Annotated in this window: 18 protein-coding genes, 1 tRNA gene and 1 other annotated feature; of the genes, 13 read left to right on the top strand and 6 right to left on the bottom strand. The window is 31.8% G+C overall.

What is annotated here, in order from left to right:
* The first annotated feature begins 176 nt into the window (after positions 1 to 176).
* Positions 177 to 290 carry a transposon-encoded TnpW family protein gene (locus M915_RS07635; RefSeq protein WP_081689748.1) on the top strand — a complete coding sequence of 38 codons (114 nt, stop codon included), beginning with the start codon at positions 177 to 179 and terminating at the stop codon, positions 288 to 290.
* Between the two features lie 181 nt (positions 291 to 471).
* Here the strand turns inward: M915_RS07635 and M915_RS05140 are convergent, their stop codons facing one another.
* The 3 genes from M915_RS05140 to M915_RS05130 are packed head-to-tail and all read right to left on the bottom strand — an operon-like array spanning position 472 to position 4,684.
* Positions 472 to 1,827: an ABC transporter permease gene (locus M915_RS05140; protein WP_036730158.1), complete on the bottom strand. Its 1,356-nt coding sequence runs from the start codon at positions 1,825 to 1,827 to the stop codon at positions 472 to 474.
* Positions 1,827 to 3,926, bottom strand: coding sequence for a COG1361 S-layer family protein (locus tag M915_RS05135; protein ID WP_036730156.1), 2,100 nt, complete (start codon positions 3,924 to 3,926; stop codon positions 1,827 to 1,829). The genes M915_RS05140 and M915_RS05135 overlap by 1 nt, the downstream gene beginning before the upstream one ends.
* 17 nt (positions 3,927 to 3,943) lie before the next feature.
* Positions 3,944 to 4,684, bottom strand: a complete 741-nt coding sequence (locus M915_RS05130; RefSeq protein WP_009221400.1) for an ABC transporter ATP-binding protein — start codon at positions 4,682 to 4,684, stop codon at positions 3,944 to 3,946.
* Positions 4,685 to 5,183: 499 nt separating this feature from the next.
* Between M915_RS05130 and M915_RS05125 the strand changes: the two genes are divergently transcribed.
* The 8 genes from M915_RS05125 to M915_RS05090 all read left to right on the top strand — a co-directional run bounded on the left by M915_RS05125 (position 5,184) and on the right by M915_RS05090 (position 11,558).
* Positions 5,184 to 6,044, top strand: coding sequence for a CPBP family intramembrane glutamic endopeptidase (locus M915_RS05125; RefSeq protein WP_009221399.1), 861 nt, complete (start codon positions 5,184 to 5,186; stop codon positions 6,042 to 6,044).
* A gap of 417 nt (positions 6,045 to 6,461) precedes the next feature.
* Positions 6,462 to 6,592, top strand: a sequence feature (ribosomal protein L10 leader region).
* Positions 6,593 to 6,603: 11 nt separating this feature from the next.
* The gene (rplJ, locus tag M915_RS05120; protein WP_009221398.1) at positions 6,604 to 7,143 is read left to right on the top strand and encodes a 50S ribosomal protein L10; all 540 of its coding nucleotides are present in this window, start codon (positions 6,604 to 6,606) and stop codon (positions 7,141 to 7,143) included.
* 32 nt (positions 7,144 to 7,175) lie between these two features.
* The gene (rplL, locus tag M915_RS05115) at positions 7,176 to 7,559 is read left to right on the top strand and encodes a 50S ribosomal protein L7/L12 (protein ID WP_009221397.1); all 384 of its coding nucleotides are present in this window, start codon (positions 7,176 to 7,178) and stop codon (positions 7,557 to 7,559) included.
* A 104-nt stretch (positions 7,560 to 7,663) separates the two neighbouring features.
* A complete protein-coding gene (gene murA / locus M915_RS05110; protein WP_036730154.1) occupies positions 7,664 to 8,920 on the top strand; it encodes a UDP-N-acetylglucosamine 1-carboxyvinyltransferase in 1,257 nt (418 codons plus the stop codon).
* A gap of 471 nt (positions 8,921 to 9,391) precedes the next feature.
* Positions 9,392 to 9,955, top strand: coding sequence for a TetR/AcrR family transcriptional regulator (locus tag M915_RS05105; protein ID WP_009221395.1), 564 nt, complete (start codon positions 9,392 to 9,394; stop codon positions 9,953 to 9,955).
* A gap of 77 nt (positions 9,956 to 10,032) precedes the next feature.
* A complete protein-coding gene (locus M915_RS05100; RefSeq protein ID WP_036730152.1) occupies positions 10,033 to 10,698 on the top strand; it encodes a hypothetical protein in 666 nt (221 codons plus the stop codon).
* Positions 10,695 to 11,036, top strand: a complete 342-nt coding sequence (locus M915_RS05095; RefSeq protein WP_235043766.1) for a DUF2871 domain-containing protein — start codon at positions 10,695 to 10,697, stop codon at positions 11,034 to 11,036. Before M915_RS05100 ends, M915_RS05095 begins: the two co-directional genes overlap by 4 nt.
* 75 nt (positions 11,037 to 11,111) lie before the next feature.
* Complete coding sequence (locus M915_RS05090) at positions 11,112 to 11,558, top strand: hypothetical protein (RefSeq protein ID WP_009221392.1); 447 nt, start codon at positions 11,112 to 11,114, stop codon at positions 11,556 to 11,558.
* Positions 11,559 to 11,630: 72 nt separating this feature from the next.
* On the opposite strand, the gene rd is transcribed toward M915_RS05090, so the two are convergent.
* A complete protein-coding gene (rd, locus tag M915_RS05085) occupies positions 11,631 to 11,795 on the bottom strand; it encodes a rubredoxin (protein WP_036730150.1) in 165 nt (54 codons plus the stop codon).
* Positions 11,796 to 11,971: 176 nt separating this feature from the next.
* On the opposite strand from rd, the gene M915_RS05080 reads away from it, so the two are divergent.
* The 4 genes from M915_RS05080 (at position 11,972) to M915_RS05065 (ending at position 16,419) form a co-directional block, all read left to right on the top strand.
* Entirely contained in the window at positions 11,972 to 12,370 is a 399-nt protein-coding gene (locus M915_RS05080) for an ATP-binding protein (protein ID WP_009221390.1), read from the top strand.
* Between the two features lie 150 nt (positions 12,371 to 12,520).
* Positions 12,521 to 14,350, top strand: a complete 1,830-nt coding sequence (gene typA, locus M915_RS05075; RefSeq protein WP_036730148.1) for a translational GTPase TypA — start codon at positions 12,521 to 12,523, stop codon at positions 14,348 to 14,350.
* Between the two features lie 10 nt (positions 14,351 to 14,360).
* Positions 14,361 to 15,836, top strand: coding sequence for a cardiolipin synthase (gene cls, locus M915_RS05070; RefSeq protein ID WP_051259802.1), 1,476 nt, complete (start codon positions 14,361 to 14,363; stop codon positions 15,834 to 15,836).
* 1 nt (position 15,837) lies between these two features.
* Positions 15,838 to 16,419 (top strand): M48 family metallopeptidase, encoded by a 582-nt coding sequence (locus M915_RS05065; RefSeq protein WP_009221387.1) that lies wholly within the window; start codon positions 15,838 to 15,840, stop codon positions 16,417 to 16,419.
* Between the two features lie 318 nt (positions 16,420 to 16,737).
* On the opposite strand, the gene M915_RS05060 is transcribed toward M915_RS05065, so the two are convergent.
* Together M915_RS05060 and M915_RS05055 are read right to left on the bottom strand one after the other, a co-directional pair.
* Positions 16,738 to 16,813 (bottom strand) — tRNA-Lys (locus M915_RS05060).
* A gap of 70 nt (positions 16,814 to 16,883) precedes the next feature.
* Positions 16,884 to 17,552 carry a GntR family transcriptional regulator gene (locus tag M915_RS05055; RefSeq protein WP_036730674.1) on the bottom strand — a complete coding sequence of 223 codons (669 nt, stop codon included), beginning with the start codon at positions 17,550 to 17,552 and terminating at the stop codon, positions 16,884 to 16,886.
* Positions 17,553 to 17,668 lie beyond the last annotated feature (116 nt).

The following is a 17,668-nucleotide window of genomic DNA, read 5'->3' as shown; positions in this document are numbered from 1 at the left end:
TTAAATAAAATCCCAGTTTGTCAAGATGAAATAATTAAATAAAAACAATAACATAGCAACTTACGAAACAGTAAATCACAAAGGTTTACTGTTTTTTCTTTGTCTAAAAGTGGAAAGGAGGACATATGGAAGAAGAAAAAAGAGAAATAAAAGAACCGGCACATAAATAGTTAATTATGGATATTGGAAAGACAAAATATACTGTAAACTTACATTTTAAACAAGATACAGGAGAAACATACAAGGATAAAATACTAAAGTTAATCAAGAGAGAAACAGAGAAGATATAAATTTGTCAAAGAAATTTTATTTATGTCCTTGACAAATCTTCCCAAAAGGAATAATAGTAACAAATAAATCCCCACATCAAACAGCAGGGATTTATTTGTCTTTATAATACATTTTATATATTTTTTATAGATGTACATAATATTTTTACGATGGAATTTTCTAATTTTATATTTATTTTAATTAGTCACTTCTTATCGCTTCAAGCGCCGATAATTTCATAGCACGTCTTGCCGGAAGATATCCCGAAATAACTCCTATGGCAGTTGAAAATAATAGAGCAATCAGTATAAGCCAAAATGGGATATATGAAATTTTAGGGTCTACATTTGCAGAGCCTATTTCAGACATTATAAAACCTTCGGCTAATTTGTTAAACAGAGCGGATAGTAGAAGTGAAGATATTACTCCTAAAAATCCTCCGAATAATCCTATAAAACCTGCCTCTACTAAGAACAGCTTTTCAATATCTTTAATAGATGCGCCTATTACTTTCATTACTCCGATTTCTTTTGTTCGTTCATAGATCGACATTATCATTGTATTTGTAATACCTATTGCCGCAACTAAAAATGAAATTGCACCTATTGCACCGAAAACAGCTTGTATTATTACAATTTGTTGGTTGCCCTGTTTTAAAAATTCGGCATACATATTTGTCGCATTGTATCCCAAGTCTTTAATTTGTTTTTGAACCGCATCGACATTTTCCATATCGTCAACTTTTACTTTTATATTGGAATATGCTTTGAGGGCGGAAGTTTTTCCATTTACAGTTTCAGATGCTTTTTTTAGTTTTTTAAAATATTCGATTGTCATGTATGTTGTATTGTAATTAGACCAGTCATTCGGATTTTCTTCAAGCACACCTACAACTTTAAGTTTTTCAACATATGATTTTCTTTCGAATCCATCTTCATCAAAATAGCTGCCGCCGGAATATTCGTTATTCGAATTTTGAACTTGGAATTGTTTAATTTCTATTCTTGATTTTAAAGCTTGTATTTTTCCTGTAGAATTGATGTACGGTCTTTTGTCATCTCTAAAATTTTCATTTGCACACCCGAAAGTCATTACAACTCCGCCTGAATTGTCCTGTGAATTTAATAGTCTTCCTTCTCCTATTTTAAAGCCGAATTTCTCCATTGCATCGGCAGGAATTGCGACTATATCAACGCCGTTGTTTGAAAATCTTCCGCTTGTAAATACTGCACTTGCTTTGTACATAGGCATAATTGCAATTACGTGCGGGATTCTTTTTATTTCATTTATCGCCTGATCATTTAATGTTTTTTTCTTTTTTGAGGCTTCTTTTTCCTGTTCATCGGACCAGAACATATCAGTATGCAAATCAAGAGTCGTTAAGTCACCCATTGATTTATACATATCTGTATTTATTTTTTGAAATCCAAAACCGATAGAGAGCATTACAATTATAGATGTAGCTCCTATGACAACTCCGAGAACAGTTAGAGCAGTTCTTAATTTTCTGCTGTTTAAATTTTTAAGAGCCATCATTATCAAATCTTTTAATTTCATTATAATGTTAAATCCTCATCTTCTTGTTTTTTCTTATCTCTTCTTTTTTTAATCAGTACACCTGTACCGATAACAGCAGCAAGTAAAATTATTCCTCCTGCTATTTTAGTTATTTTATTTTTACTTCCAACATTATTATTGATATCGTCCGGCATATTTTCATCAATCATCATTTTTTCTACAGTAAAGTCAAAATCTCTTGTTATAGTTTGAGTTGTACCTGTAGAATCTTCAAATGTGAAAGTAAGAGTAAGTTTTTTCTTTCCGTCAGTTTCCGGATTTACGTTGACAGAAAATTGATCAGATGAACCGGGTTGGAAATTTCCCTTGTAATACGTCGGAGTATCAAATTTTACTCCATCTCCTGTAATTTTAATTAATACATTGTATAAAGTTGCCTTTCCCGTATTATAAAAATCAACTGAAAGAGGAGTCTCCATTCCTATGCTAAAGTCACCTTGTGCAATTATTTCTCCAACATCAAGTTTGGCTTGTTGCACCACAGGTACACCGATTTGTTCTGTTGCCGTATATTTATTTGCCTTTGAATCCTCATATTCAAAATTTGCAACTACAGTATAGGTTTTTGCGGCAGTATCGGGAACAGTTGTAAGAGTAATTTCTTTGTCAACCCGTTTTCCCGGATTTATATTGTCAATGTAGAAAGTATTTGAGCTTCCTACCGGGGTAAAAACAGATGCGGTTGAATTGGAAGAACCCTTAGAGTCTGATGAATTTCCGGTTGCCGATTCTTGAGTATCGGATGTTAAAAATATTTTTATATTTCTTACAGCTTTATTTGCATTTGTATTATAGAGCTTAAGATACATTTTAAACGGTTTGCCCGCTTCAATTATTTGCGGATCAAAAGAATATTCTTCTATTATTAACTTTGGAACTGGAGATTCATCTTTTGCATTAGGATCTTTTTCCTTAGGTGCCTTTACAAATACACCGACTATTTGTGAAGCTTCTTGTGAACTATCTGTTGATTCGTCTGAAAAAACAGCCTTAATTTCTACCGGATAATTTTTAGTTTCCGCTGACGGAGTAGAAATGAAGTCGAAGACAAAGTGAGCAGATTCGTTAGGTTTAAGTGACTTATGGTTTATTTGTGAAACCGACTTTGATGCAAGACCTGTTTGGTCTTGAGAATTTGCAGTCACTTTTATATTTTCTGCGACAAATTTTCCCGTATTAACTAAGTCAAATGAAATTTTGGCATCTTGATTTCTGCCTATTGCTCCTGTCGGGAAACTTACATTTTTAAACTCGAGTGATGAAGGAGTTATTTTTGATTTTAAAAGATCAATTGAGAATTTATATTTTCCCTCTATCGGAGCGGAAGTTTCCTTTTCTCCTGTAAATTTATAGTCTAAACCAAGCATATATGAACCTGCAGGAGTAGAGCGGGATGATTTTAAGTTAAAATATATAAATTGAGATTGTCCGGGATTTAATCTTGTTATATCCGCAGTTGAAAGTCCGTTTGCAAGAGTTATTTTTCCGCTTTCAAGTCCTTCAAGAGAAACCTTTATATTCTTTGCGACAGAATCTCCTGTATTTTTAACCTCAAACGGAACTTGGAACTCACGTCCCGCATCAACTGAGTTAAGCCACAAGGAGTCCACTTTAGAGATTTCAATTGCAGGATTTACAGCTTTTTCCGGAGCGACAACACGAACATAGATAGTTTCTTTTTGTTCCACATATTCATTAGTTTTTTCAATATAATATCTTAATTCAATTTTTATGGGTACTGTTTTAGTTGTAAAATCAGCATCTGTTCTTATTCTGAAATTACCTATGTTATCAGATGAGTTATTAAAATTATATCCGGCGCTCAATATATATCCATCGCCATCAATATAAGCTTTGTCCGGATTTTCTATAAATGCTTGGGCTGTAACTCTTTTTACAGGTATATTTGAATTGTTTTTTATATTAACTCCGACAACAACATATCCTCCCTCACCAACTTCTTTCGTCTGGTCGGCTATTACGGTTAATTTATTAGATACGCTTGTAGCATAAGTTTTTTCCGATACCGTGCCGATTAAAATTAATAATGCCATAAAGATGCTTAATATTCTTTTCATTTATTTTATTCCTCCATTTATGCTTTTGGTATTTTAGGTTGATTTTCTTTTATACTTACAATTTTTCCGTCACGCATATCGACAATTCTATCTGCATAGACAGATGTTTCAATATCATGCGTTACTATTATAAGTGTCTGATGATAATCTCTTGCCATTTGGCACATCAGATTCATTATTTCAAAAGAAGTTTTTGTGTCGAGGTTTCCTGTCGGCTCGTCGGCAAACATTATAGGCGGTTTATCTACAAATGCTCTTGCGATAGAAACACGCTGCTGCTGACCGCCGCTCATTTCACTCGGTTTATGATATAATCTGTCTCCAAGTCCCACTTTAGTCAGGATATCTTCCGATAGAGCATTTCTCTGTTTTATCGGAACGCCTTTGAAAATCATGCCGAGACTTACATTTTCAAGAGCATTGAGTGTAGAGATCAGATTATAAGATTGAAATACAAAGCCTACATTTAACTGTCTGAATTTTGTGATTTGGGTTTCGTTTAATTTTTCAAGATGAACACCGCCGACTATAATTTCTCCGCTTGTGGGTTTATCAAGACCTGCCATCATATTTAGCAGAGTCGATTTTCCGGAGCCGGAGGTACCTAATAGACAAAGTATTTCTTCTTTATATATGTCAAGGTCAATGCCATTTAATGCAAAAACTTTTTCATTTCCCATTTTATAAATGCGTTTTAAATTTTTTATACTTATTAGAGTTTCTATGATATCACACCCTCTATTGTAAATTAATTTCATTTACGATTATATCACAACCTTTTTAAGAAGTGTTATTTTTAATAAAAACTTAAAACTATCTTAAAATAAATTTTATTTTTATGGAAGATAGCACAAATATGTTGAAGAATTATATTATTTCGGATTAAAATATGTCGATATAATTAGAAAGTATATTCTAAAAAATGTAATACAGATGTGAAAAAAATAAAAATTAAGGGTTTATAAAACTTCAATTAAAAAACAAACTTTAAGATAAAGCAAAGATTTCATATTAGTGTAGTTAAGTGGTAGACAGATTATTTTTGATATGCTATATTGTTACAGAAATTTATTTATAGTTTGATTTTAATTGTGCGTCTTGATAATTAACATTTTTACAAGAATTGCGTCTTTTATTGATAATTAAAATCAAACTATATAAGCTGAATATGCAATAAATTTGAATTATTTATAGTGTGTACGAATAATAGGAATAGGTTGACATATTCAGTATATTTAAAAAGTAAGGAGATAGAGTATGTATAAATTACAAAAAAGTAAATTTCGTAAGACTTCAAATATTAGAACTTTAGTTGTTTCAACTTTTGTTGCGGCTTTTATAATGTTATTTATGGCAGGCGTTTTTGAGGTGGTAAGTCTATCGATATTTAAATCCGGAAATGGATATATTACGATAGGCAGTACAGTGGCAATGATTTTAAATGTTATTGTAAGCGCTTTTGTCATGTGTAAAATATCAAAAATAAAGTTTCAGGATTTAGGTTGGCATAGAGAAGGAGCAATAAAAGAAATTTTTCAAGGCGTAGTAATCGGATTAGCAGCTATAAGTTCGGTTGCACTTTTGATATTTATGCTTGGAGGTATCAAGTTTGAATATATATTTACTACAAAGTCGATTTCTCCTATGATTCTCGGTTTTATATTTTTTATGTTTCAGGGAACTTTTGAAGAGTTGGTAATGCGTTCTTATTTGATGCCGAATTTTGCAAATGTTATGGGAGATAAATGGTCAATTATTATAACCAGTATTTTATTCTCCGTTTTGCATTTTGCAAATCCCGGAATTACTGTTATTCCAATTATCAATCTTGTGTTATTTGGAATAGTATTTGCAGCTTTATATTATAAAACCGGAAGTCTTTGGGTTTGCGGAATAAGTCATGGAGTATGGAATTATACTATGGCTTATGTTTATGGAGCAGAGGTATCGGGAGCATTAATGGGCAGTGCTGTATTGCATTCAATTCCGCAGGCGGGTAAAGATTTTATATCCGGAGGAAAATTCGGATATGAGGGTGGGATAGTAACTACGATTGTAGGTATTATACTTATTATTCTCATATTTAAATTTTATAACGAAAAAGAAGTGTCGGCATAAGTATTGTAAGTTTATAGAATGTATTATTTTATAAAAAATAACATATAAGAGCTTAATTATGAATTATAAAAAAATAAATATTATATTGGATAATTTTATATATTGTTGTAATGGATATATAAAACATCATTGCAAATAAATATTTTGAAGTTCTATGTAGGGCGGTACGTCGAAGTGATGTTACCGCTTATTTCAATTTTGGAAAGATGAAATCGGCAATTAAAAAACAGTTGGGATTTTTCGGGATAGGATATTTGTATTTATTGTTGATTTAAATTATTTAGTGAAAGTTTAAATAGGAGTTAGGTACAAATATATTAAATTTTAATCAGTTTATTCTTAGAATAAATAGAGTTTATAAATAAATTATTTAAATTATTTGAAATGTATTGACAATTAGTCTTACATCTGATATTATATCAACGTTAAAATTAACCGCAGACAGTAGGGAGTTATACTTTAAAAATCCTACCGAGGTAAGTATCGATTTTTTTAATATCGAATTTCTTAATCTCATCAGGTCTGCGATGAGATTTTTTTATATTCAGGGGGTGAAAGAGTGAAAGAAGAAAAGCTTCAAATGAAAACCCAAACAGTTGATGAAATTAAAGAAAAAATTGAGGCTGCAAAGAGTATAGTACTTGTAAACTATAGAGGTCTTAATGTTGAAGAGGTTACTGAACTAAGAACAAAGTACAGAGCTGCAAATGTAGATTATAAAGTTTATAAGAATACTATGATGAGACGTGCCTTTGAGGAACTTGGCTTTGACGGAGTTTTAGAGTTTTTAAAGGGACCGAGCGCTGTTGCATTTTCAATGGAAGATCCTGTTTCAGCAGCAAAAATTTCATCTGAGTTCGCTAAGGATCATGAAGAACTTGAAATCAAATCAGGTATAGTTGACGGCAAAGTAATTACAGTAAAAGAAATTGACGACCTTGCAAAGCTACCGCCAAAAGAAGTTTTAATAGCTCAAGTATTAGGTGGATTGAATGCTCCAATTCAAGGTTTAGTAAATGTTTTAAACGGAAATATCAGAGGTCTTGCAGTAGTGCTTCAAGCAATTGCAGACAAAAAATCAAACGAAGCTACAGCTTAGTAGCATAAAAGAAATTATCGGAGGTATATAAAATGTCAGAAAAAGTACAATCACTTATTGAAGAAATTAAAGGTTTAACAGTTTTAGAATTATCAGAAGTAGTTAAGGCTCTTGAAGAAGAATTTGGTGTATCAGCAGCAGCTCCAATGGCAGTTGCAGCAGCTCCGGCAGCAGGAGCAGCAGCTCCAGCAGCAGCTGAAGAAAAAACTGAATTTAACGTAGTTCTTAAAGATGCAGGAGCTGAAAAAGTTAAAGTTATCAAAGTAGTTAAGGATGCAACAGGACTTGGATTAAAAGAAGCTAAGGCTCTTGTAGATGGAGCTCCAAAAGCTGTTAAAGAAGGCGTAGCTAAAGAAGCAGCTGAAGAATTAAAGGCTCAATTAGAAGCAGCTGGCGCAGTTGTTGAAATTGCTTAATTAAATTTTGATTAAAACAGTCACTAAGGTGGCTGTTTTTTTATGCTTTACTTTCTAAATAATATGGTATAATATTTTTGTATATTATTTACGGAGGAATTCGATTGGAGAAAATAGTTGTAAAAAAAAGTCCCAAGTTAAGTGGGGTTGTTAGAGTAAGCGGTGCAAAAAATGCTGCACTTCCTATTTTGGCGGCTTCAATTCTTGGAACAGAAGATATTATTTTAGAAGACGTACCACAGCTTAAAGATGTTGAAATAATGATTGAAGTACTTAAATCATTAGGTTGTGTTGTAAATAAAGCAGGTAAAAATAAATTAGTTATAAATTCAAAAAATTTAAGTTCATATGTTACAAGTTATGAACTTATGAGTAAAATGAGAGCATCATTTTTAGTTATGGGACCTCTTCTTGGCAGAATGGGCAAAACTGTAAATTCACTTCCGGGTGGTTGCAATATAGGATCAAGACCTATTGATTTACATCTTAAAGGATTTGAGGCACTTGGAGCTGAAATTGAAAATAATGTCGGAGATATTACAGCTTCTGCTGAAAAGCTTATAGGATGTAGAGTTTATCTTGACTTTCCATCTGTCGGAGCAACAGAAAATATTATAACTGCCGCTGTTTTGGCTGAGGGAGAAACTGTAATTGAAAATGCTGCAATGGAACCTGAAATTGTAGATCTTGCAAACTTTTTAAGAAAGATGGGAGCTGCTGTTATGGGGGCAGGAACTTCTACGATAAGAATAAAAGGAGTAAAAGAGTTAAAGGGATGCTCACATCAAATTATTCCCGATAGAATTGAAGCTGGAACCTTTATGGTTGCGGCTGCAATTACAGGAGGAGATGTTATTGTAGATAATGTTATTTCATCTCATATGAAGCCTGTTATAGCTAAGCTGGAAGAATGCGGGGCAAAAATAATCGAAGAAGACGATAGGATAAGAGTTATAGGAGAGGATGCAATTATCCCGATTAACATAAAGACTCTTCCATATCCGGGATTCCCGACTGATATGCAAGCACAGTTTTTAGCTCTTATGACAAAATTAAAAGGTAATAACATTGCAATTGAAACTGTTTTTGAAAATAGATTTATGCACGCTGATGAACTTGTTAAAATGGGAGCGGATATTTCCGTAAACAACAGAGAGGCAATAGTTGTGGGCGGAAAGACTCTTTTTGGAGCAAAGGTTCGGGCAACTGATTTGCGTGCGGGCGCTGCACTTATTTTGGCAGGACTTGTTGCAGAGGGAGAAACTGAAATTTCTGATATATACCATATTGACAGAGGTTATGAAGATATTGAAGAAAAATTTAGAAATCTTGGTGCAATAATTGAAAGAATAGATGACTGAATTTAGACGACAGAGTTTATTGTAAGATATTTAGGATGAATATATTATTTATTTTGAGAGAAAGTGTTATGTAATTAGGAAGAAACTTTTATAAGGAATTTTCTAAATATATAATAACTTAATTGAGTAGTACTAAAAAGAGTGTGATGTGTACACTCTTTTTTAATTTAACGTTTAATTTGATTTTAAAAATTTAGTTGTGTACGGTAAATGAAAAGCTCGTAGAGAGTAATAATGATAAAAATCTGAGGAGATAAATGATTTTATCAATCTACTATGAGAAGATATTTTTCGGTGTACTTAAACTTATGTTATGCTGAATAAAATGAAAACAAGATAAATTTATTAAAAAGTTCAATTTATTATGACCTTTGAAATGGTATTAATTTTGTATTTGTATATTGACAATATTAAAATAATTAATTAAAATATAATTGAACATTGTTCAAGTTGGAGTAAGGAGGATTTATTATGAATACTTCTGTAACATCTAAGGAAGCTATTTTAGAAAATTGTAGAAAGTTAGTATCGGAAAAAGGTCTTTCTTCTTTGAATATGCGTACAGTAGCAAAAAATTGTGAAGTTGCACTTGGTTCACTATATTATTATTTTCCGTCAAAAAATGATTTATTAATTGCGACTATTGAAAGTGTATGGGAAGATATATTTCAATTAAGTGATAGCGGAATAAATAATTTGTCTTTTCCTGAATACATAGATCAATGTTTTAAACAGATTCAATTGGGAATAAAAAAATATCCGAATTTCTTTACAATTCATTCAATCAGTTTTTCAACTAAGGGTCAAAATAGAGCTCGTGATTGTATGGAGCATTATATCGCCCAGATAAAAGAAAAAATGTTATGCTCATTACATAGTGACAAGTATGTCGGTAAGAGTATTTTTTCGAATGAATTCACCGAATCCGATTTTATTGATTTTATACTGTCAAGTGTAATTTGTCTGTTGGTACAAAAGAAGAAGAGTTGTGATACACTTTTGGAAGTTATTAAACGCACAATATATTCACATTAAAATCTCGCCGTTATTTTGTGGCGAGATTTTATGGGGCTTATATTGAACAAAGTTCAAAATATAAGGAGATGTTTACAATGCAAGCTGTTTTTGAAACGATTTTTGATTTTATTTATTTATGTACGGTTATTTTCTTGGGTGTAAAAATTATAAGAGAAAGTAACGGAAAAAGGCAGTATCTTTTGTATGGAATAATGGCTGTAGTTTTAGGATTTGGAGATGCATTTCATTTAGTTCCACGAGCAGTTGCTTTATGTACAGCAGGACTTGAGGAATATACTTTTGCTCTTGGAGTAGGAAAGCTGATTACCTCTGTTACTATGACACTTTTTTATGTGCTGTTGTACTATGTATGGCGTGAACGTTATCAGATTACAGGAAGGAGAGAATTAACTATAACCGTATGGATATGTGCGATTTCTCGTATTATTCTTTGTCTTATGCCGCAAAATAAATGGCTGAGTATAACACCTCCTCTGTCTTGGGGAATTTACAGGAATATTCCGTTTACAATTTTAGGGGTTTTAATTGTAGTTATTTTTTATCAAAGTGCAAAACAGAGAAATGATTATAAATTTCGATTTTTATGGATAACTATTGTTTTGAGTTTTGGTTTTTATATTCCGGTAGTTTTACTTTCAGATTCCATACCTGTTGTGGGAATACTTATGATTCCTAAAACATGTGCTTATGTATGGACTGTACTTATTGGATATAATTCTATGAAAGGGGAATTAAGATGAAAAAATATTTAAATTTTTCTTTAATATATGCTATTATAGCTATGATAGGTGGAATATTTTATAGAGAGGTTACTAAATGGAATGAATTTTCCGGAGTTACCGTACTTGGAAAAGTGCATACACATTTATTTTTACTTGGAATGATGTTGTTTTTGATTGTTGCATTATTTGCCGAAAATAATAATCTTCATGAACAAAAGTCATTTAATATTTTTATCTATGTCTATAATATCGGTGTTGCCATAACAATTGTTATGATGGTAGTTCGCGGTGTTTTGCAGGTTTTAAATATTTTACTTTCATCGAAAGTTGATGCTGCTCCGGAATTGCAGGAATAGGACATATATTAGTCGGTGTCGGCATAATTCTTTTGTTGGTAGCACTCAAAAATAGTAAGAGGTTGAAAAATTTTTATGAAAAGATGTCTTAAATTCGGAGTAAAAAAGCGAAATCTTTTAGCGATAGCCGGAGTTGTTTGGATAATTGCGGGCGTAAATGTTGCAAGACTTGGAATAAATGCTCATAAACTGATTGAGAAAGTTTCTTTAATTAATTTACTTTTATCACTGATAGTATTTTCGGCGTTCAGTGTTATGTTTTATAAGATGAGTTTAAAACATTCAAGGCGTATACATTCATATGAGGAGGACATAAAACCGTTTTGGTATTTTTTTGACTTGAGATCGTATGGTATTATGGTTTTTATGATGGGAGGCGGCATTTGGTTACGCTCATCGGGATTAGTCTCGTCAAAATTTATCGCTGTATTTTATACGGGAATAGGACTTGCGCTGATTTTTGCGGGAATATCATTTTTGCGAATATATTTTAATTATTTAGACGGCAATAAACAGCTTTAAATGTGTAAAAATTAAAATTGTAGTTAATAATTAAAAAAGGAGTGTGTTATAACACACTCCTTATAATTTTTATTAATCTTCATATGGTTCAAAATCTTCTTTTCCTGCTCCGCATAGAGGACATTCCCAATCTTCAGGAAGATCTTCAAAAGCTGTACCTGCTTCGATTTCCCCTTCTTCATCGCCAAGTTCAGGATCATAAATATAACCACATAGAGTACATTCGTATTTTTGCATTTTAAATTCTCCTTTCACATTTTCAAATTATCAGTTATATTATACCCTTTTTTCCAAAAATAACATATATTTTTTATAAATATAAAATTATTAAAACATAAATTTTAAGACAAATAGTACTTTGTTTAGTTTAATTAAAAGATGAAAGGGTAAAAATAAATCAAAGGAGGTGGAATATGAGTGCGTTGTACAGATTTAACGGCTCTATCTGTAGTGATTTAGATGAGCTGAGAATATTTTTGGAAGATATTTTATATAGCTTAAAGAAATACATATGCGATGAAGAAACCATATATGATATAAGATTAATACTTGATGAGCTTATGGTAAATGGTGTTTTACACGGAAATAAAAAAGATAAATGCAAATGTGTATGCCTTGAAATTGTGTTGCATTCAGATTCCATAACTATAAGAGTTTCTGACGAAGGGTGCGGAGTTAAATTCGACTTTGATTCTTATGACTATAACAGTCTGAAATGTTCCGGCAGAGGTCTTATATTGGTAAGAGCACTTACCGATGATTTGGTTTTTAATAAAAATGAAATAATCGTTACAAAAAGAGTTAGTTTATAATTTATATTGCAATTTTATTCTAAAATAGTACTTTTGATATCAAAGGTACTATTTTTTTGAAAAAAAATTACTTATTATTTACAAATCATTACAATATACTATAAGTCTATGTTATAATTTAGTGTTGAAATAGATTGGATGTGAATAAAAATGAATAAATTTAGAGAAGATGTTCGTAATATTGCTATAATAGCCCATGTTGATCATGGCAAGACCACTCTTGTAGATGCACTTTTAAAACAATCGGGTGTATTTAGAGAAAATCAGGTTGTTGAAGATCGTGTTATGGATTCAAACGATATTGAAAGAGAAAGAGGTATAACCATTCTTTCTAAAAATACATCCGTAAAATACGGTGATGTAAAAATAAATATCATTGATACTCCCGGACATGCAGATTTCGGCGGAGAAGTTGAACGTGTTTTAAAGATGGTAAACGGTGTAGTTTTATTGGTTGATGCCTTTGAAGGCCCCATGCCTCAAACCAAGTTTGTACTTAAAAAGGCGTTTGAATTAAAGCTTCCCGTAATTGTGTGTGTAAATAAAATTGACAGACCCGGAGCAAGGCCTGAGGAAGTTGTAGATGAGGTACTTGATTTATTTATAGATCTCGGCGCTGATGAAGATACACTTGAGTGTCCTTTTGTATATACATCTGCAAAACAAGGTATAGCTATGAAAAATTTAGGGGATAGCACTGAAAATATGAATGTTCTTTTTGATACTGTCATAGATTATATACCTGCACCTGCAGGTGATGAAGATTCTCCGTTTCAGCTTTTAATTTCTACCATTGATTACAATGAATATGTAGGAAGAATTGGTGTAGGAAAAGTTGAAAGAGGAGTATTTAAAGAGGGAGACAGTGTTGTTCTTACAAATGCACAGGCGGCACTTGAACCTAAAAAAGTAAAAATATCTCAGATTTATGAATATGAAGGACTTGAAAGAGTTCCGGTTTCTATTGCAAGAGCCGGTTCGATTGTAGCAGTCTCAGGAATAGAGGATATAAATATAGGAGATACGATTTGTTCTATAAATGATCCTACTCCACTTGAATTCGTAAAAATTTCGGAACCGACAATTTCCATGAACTTTTCTGTAAATGATTCTCCGTTTGCGGGGAAAGATGGAAAATTTTTGACATCAAGACAAATCAGATCAAGACTTTTCAGAGAACTTCAAACTGATGTAAGTCTTAGAGTTGAAGAGACATCTACCACTGACAGTTTTAAAGTATCGGGAAGAGGAGAACTTCATTTAAGTGTGTTAATAGAAAATATGCGTCGTGAGGGATATGAATTTCAGGTATCAAAGCCGCAGGTTTTATTTAAAGAAGAAAACGGAAAAAAACTTGAACCTATGGAATATGTTACAATAGATGTATCAAGTGAGTTTGCAGGTTCAGTTATAGAAAAGCTTGGACGCAGAAAAGCTGAGCTTGTTGCTATGCAAGAACCTACCGGCGGATATGCAAGGCTTGAATTTAGAATGCCTGCCAGAGGTCTTATAGGATACAGAAACGAATTTTTAACAGATACTAAAGGAAACGGCATATTAAATTCTATTTTTGACGGATATGAATTGTATAAAGGAGATATACCGCGAAGAGTTGATGCATCAATAGTTTCATTTGATACAGGCGTTGCATCTGCATACGGACTTAACAATGCACAGGATAGAGGTCTTTTATTTGTAGAACCCGGTGAAAATGTATATGAAGGTCAGGTTGTAGGACAATCTCCTAAAGGAGTTGAAATTGAAGTTTCAGTAACCAAGACAAAGAAACAGTCAAACGTAAGGGCATCCGGTTCGGATGAGGCATTAAAGCTTTCACCTAAAAAGAGTATGAGCTTGGAGGAAGCTCTTGAATTTATTGAAGATGATGAACTTATTGAGGTTACTCCTTCCACATTCAGAATCAGAAAACAAATTTTGAATTCACAGACAAGGTACAAGTCTAAAAAGTATTTAAAATAACGGTGATTTTATGTTTTTAAAGGATTATATAGAAACAATAATAAGATTTGTGGAGCTATATGGGTTTATTTTTATAATAAATATAGTGTTTTCTCTTGTAATTGTTTTTATAGAGAAGCGTAAACCTATATCTACCTTATTGTGGGTAATGACTATAAACTTTCTTCCGATATTGGGATTTCTTTTATATTTGATTTTAGGACAGGATTTATCTCGGAAAAGAATGTTCGATAAAAAGGGAAAAGCCTTTAAAAAAATGAATCAAATAGCAAAAGTGCAGCTTAGTATGATAAAATCCGGAAAAATATCTCTAAAGGAAAAGACTAAAAGATATGTTGAAATAATTGAGATGTTTAATCACGGAGAGGATGAAATCCTATATAGAAATAATGAGATTGTAAAATTTAACAATGGAAAAGATATGTTTGAAAGTCTTTTTAAAGATATGAGAGCTGCAAAGAATTCAATATATCTTGAGTCATATATTTTCAAGTCGGATAATCTGGGCAAAAAAGTTATGGATCTGTTGGTTCAAAAGGCAAAAGAGGGACTTGAAGTAATTTTGCTTGTAGATGGAATGGGGGCAAGAGGTTTTAAACCCGGAGACAGAAAAAAATTAATTGCAAACGGAGTTAAGGTTGAAATATTTTTCCCGGGGATTTTTAAAACAATAAACACAAGAATAAATTTTAGAAATCACAGAAAAATTGTCGTCATAGATCATAAGATAGGATATGTTGGAGGACTTAATATAGGAGATGAATATGTATCCGAAAATAAAAAGTTCGGTTTTTGGAGAGATACACACCTCAGAATTGCAGGAGATGCGGTAAGAGGACTCCAATTCAGATTTTTCCTTGATTATAGATATGCATCCGACAGATATGACGGCGGATTTATTTCATTACTTCCCGAGTATTTATACAGGGAAGGTGCTGATAAAGAGATATGTATTGTTACAAGCGGTCCCGATACAAAAGTAAATTCAATTAGAAATGGATACGAGAAAATTATAACAAGAGCTAAAAAGAACATATACATTCAGACTCCTTATTTTGTTCCGGACGAAGGACTTTTAAATGCACTGAAAGTTGCATCATTATCCGGATGTCAGGTAAATATAATGATACCGAGAAAAAGAGACCATTTTTTTGTACATTGGGCATCACTTTCATTTATAGGAGAGTTGTTGCAATGGGGAGCAAAGGCGTATTTTTATGAAGAAGGTTTTTTACACACAAAAGTAATATGCTGTGATGATTATATATCGAGTGTGGGAACTGCGAACTTTGATATTCGTTCATTTGAGTTGAATTTTGAAGTTAATGCATTTGTCTTTGATGCGGAATTAAATAGACAGCTTGTAGAAGATTTTAATAGAGATGTAAAAAAATCAACTGAATTAACTCTTTCAGATTATGAAAATAGAAATATAATCATAAAGGTAAAAGAGGGAATAAGCAGACTTCTCTCTCCGGTGCTTTAATATGGAATATGAAATTATAATAAATAAAAAAAACATAAAGACATTGAGGGTTTCAGCAACTGCTGAGGCTCTTTTGGTATCTGCACCTGAGAATATGAATAGAGAAATTATAATGAATTTTATCGAAAAAAATAAGATACAGCTTGAAGAAATGATAAGTTTGAAGAGAAATATGAAATATCAAAATGATATTGGAAATAAGATTATCTATTTATTCGGGAAAAGATTAGATGAGATGCTTGTTGAAAATATAGATACCGAAGAAAAGTTGGAGTTATTATACAAGAAGGAGCTTTTGAAAATTTTACCGATGATTTTTGAAAAGTATAATAAGCTTACAGGGTTAATGCAGAGAGAATTTAAAATAAGAAAAATGAATGCACGTTGGGGGACTTGTTATCCAGATAGAAAGCTTATAAATTTAAACTTGTATCTTGCAAAAAGACCTATAGATGAAATTGAATCAGTTGTATTACATGAACTGGTACATCTCAAGATAGCAAATCATTCAAAAAAATTCTATACGGAAATAAAAAAATATATGCCGGATTATGATGAAATCCATAAAAAACTGAACAGTTAGATTAAGACTTGGAATGAAATCTAAGTCTTTTTTATGTTGTTAGTTGAAAATAAATATTTGTTCAGGTGTACTGTTAATTTTTCAAAGTAGTCAAAACTTCTGAAATCAATACTTTGTTAAATATAATGAATTACATATTCTTTGTTTCTTATATCATAATTTTCGTATCTTTCATTTTTCCGAATACTTTGATTTTGGTATCTTATTTAATTTTTTAACGAAAGCGGAACAGCTTTCCGAGTTTGTAGCTATTTAATATTTATGTTAATATGCTATAAAATAAAAAACCTTGAAACTATTAAATTTCAAGGTTTTATATGGTGCACCTTCACGGACTCGAACCGTGGGCCCACTGATTAAGAGTCAGTTGCTCTACCAACTGAGCTAAAGGTGCAGGAGTAACAACGAAATATATTTTACTATCAATTGTATATTTCGTCAATACTTTTTGCGAAAAAAAGTTACTAAAATCTAAACATTTTATAGTCACTTTGAGTTTCAAGCATAGGATAAATTCCTGAAACATATTTATAACTTATATTGTATGCACCTTCGCCGTCAAGATTTTTGATTGCTGAAAAAATTGCATTAATTTCTGTGTAGACATCTTTAACATTTTTTTCATCTCTAAAGATAAAATTGGCAAATCTATACAGTTTTTCATTCACGATATTAAGTGTGTCTTTAAGAATAGGATTTTGAGTTAAGTTTATAAGAGAGATATTCCATTCAATAATTTGTTCTTTTACAGTTTCAAGATCTCCGTTTTCATAAGCTCTTGTCATTTTTGAAATTATGTTTTCAAGTATGACGGTTCTGTTTGTGATACCTTCTTCTGCAATTTCCCTAACTGCCATAGGTTCAAGGGCAGTCCTTACCGAGTACAGATCTCTTGCATCTTTCATAGAAATTTTTGAAACTATGTATGACTTTCGCGGAAAGTTTTCAGCAAGTCCATCTTTTGACAGTTTTGCAAGAGCTTCTCTTACAGGAGTTCTCGAAACTTCAAGTTCTTTTGCAATTTCCATTTCAATTAATTTATCTCCAGGTAACAGTTCATTATTAAGTATTTTTGTTTTTAAATAATCATATACACCGTTTGATAGTGATTTTTTTTCTTTTTGTGTTGCCATAATTTCTCCATTCATAAATTTAGTTTTTAAATTAACAACATTATATAATATATTGAAGTGAAATTGTATTATTTTCTTAAAAAAACTAAAATTTATTTTATTGACTAAAGTATTAA

This window comes from Peptoniphilus mikwangii, assembly GCF_000468535.1.
Taxonomy (GTDB): Bacteria; Bacillota; Clostridia; order Tissierellales; family Peptoniphilaceae; genus Anaerosphaera; species Anaerosphaera mikwangii.
Note: the sequence above shows the minus strand (reverse complement) of the source record. Positions and strands in the feature narration are given on the sequence as shown.

Excerpts from the sequence above, each read along its gene's own strand:
- M915_RS07635 (WP_081689748.1), top strand. The coding sequence starts at position 177 with ATGGATATTGGAAAGACAAAATATACTGTAAACTTACATTTTAAACAA.
- M915_RS05140 (WP_036730158.1), bottom strand. The coding sequence starts at position 1,827 with ATGAAATTAAAAGATTTGATAATGATGGCTCTTAAAAATTTAAACAGC.
- M915_RS05135 (WP_036730156.1), bottom strand. The coding sequence starts at position 3,926 with ATGAAAAGAATATTAAGCATCTTTATGGCATTATTAATTTTAATCGGC.
- M915_RS05130 (WP_009221400.1), bottom strand. The coding sequence starts at position 4,684 with ATGAAATTAATTTACAATAGAGGGTGTGATATCATAGAAACTCTAATA.
- M915_RS05125 (WP_009221399.1), top strand. The coding sequence starts at position 5,184 with ATGTATAAATTACAAAAAAGTAAATTTCGTAAGACTTCAAATATTAGA.
- rplL (WP_009221397.1), top strand. The coding sequence starts at position 7,176 with ATGTCAGAAAAAGTACAATCACTTATTGAAGAAATTAAAGGTTTAACA.
- M915_RS05105 (WP_009221395.1), top strand. The coding sequence starts at position 9,392 with ATGAATACTTCTGTAACATCTAAGGAAGCTATTTTAGAAAATTGTAGA.
- M915_RS05100 (WP_036730152.1), top strand. The coding sequence starts at position 10,033 with ATGCAAGCTGTTTTTGAAACGATTTTTGATTTTATTTATTTATGTACG.
- M915_RS05095 (WP_235043766.1), top strand. The coding sequence starts at position 10,695 with ATGAAAAAATATTTAAATTTTTCTTTAATATATGCTATTATAGCTATG.
- M915_RS05090 (WP_009221392.1), top strand. The coding sequence starts at position 11,112 with ATGAAAAGATGTCTTAAATTCGGAGTAAAAAAGCGAAATCTTTTAGCG.
- rd (WP_036730150.1), bottom strand. The coding sequence starts at position 11,795 with ATGCAAAAATACGAATGTACTCTATGTGGTTATATTTATGATCCTGAA.
- M915_RS05080 (WP_009221390.1), top strand. The coding sequence starts at position 11,972 with ATGAGTGCGTTGTACAGATTTAACGGCTCTATCTGTAGTGATTTAGAT.
- typA (WP_036730148.1), top strand. The coding sequence starts at position 12,521 with ATGAATAAATTTAGAGAAGATGTTCGTAATATTGCTATAATAGCCCAT.
- cls (WP_051259802.1), top strand. The coding sequence starts at position 14,361 with ATGTTTTTAAAGGATTATATAGAAACAATAATAAGATTTGTGGAGCTA.
- M915_RS05065 (WP_009221387.1), top strand. The coding sequence starts at position 15,838 with ATGGAATATGAAATTATAATAAATAAAAAAAACATAAAGACATTGAGG.
- M915_RS05055 (WP_036730674.1), bottom strand. The coding sequence starts at position 17,552 with ATGGCAACACAAAAAGAAAAAAAATCACTATCAAACGGTGTATATGAT.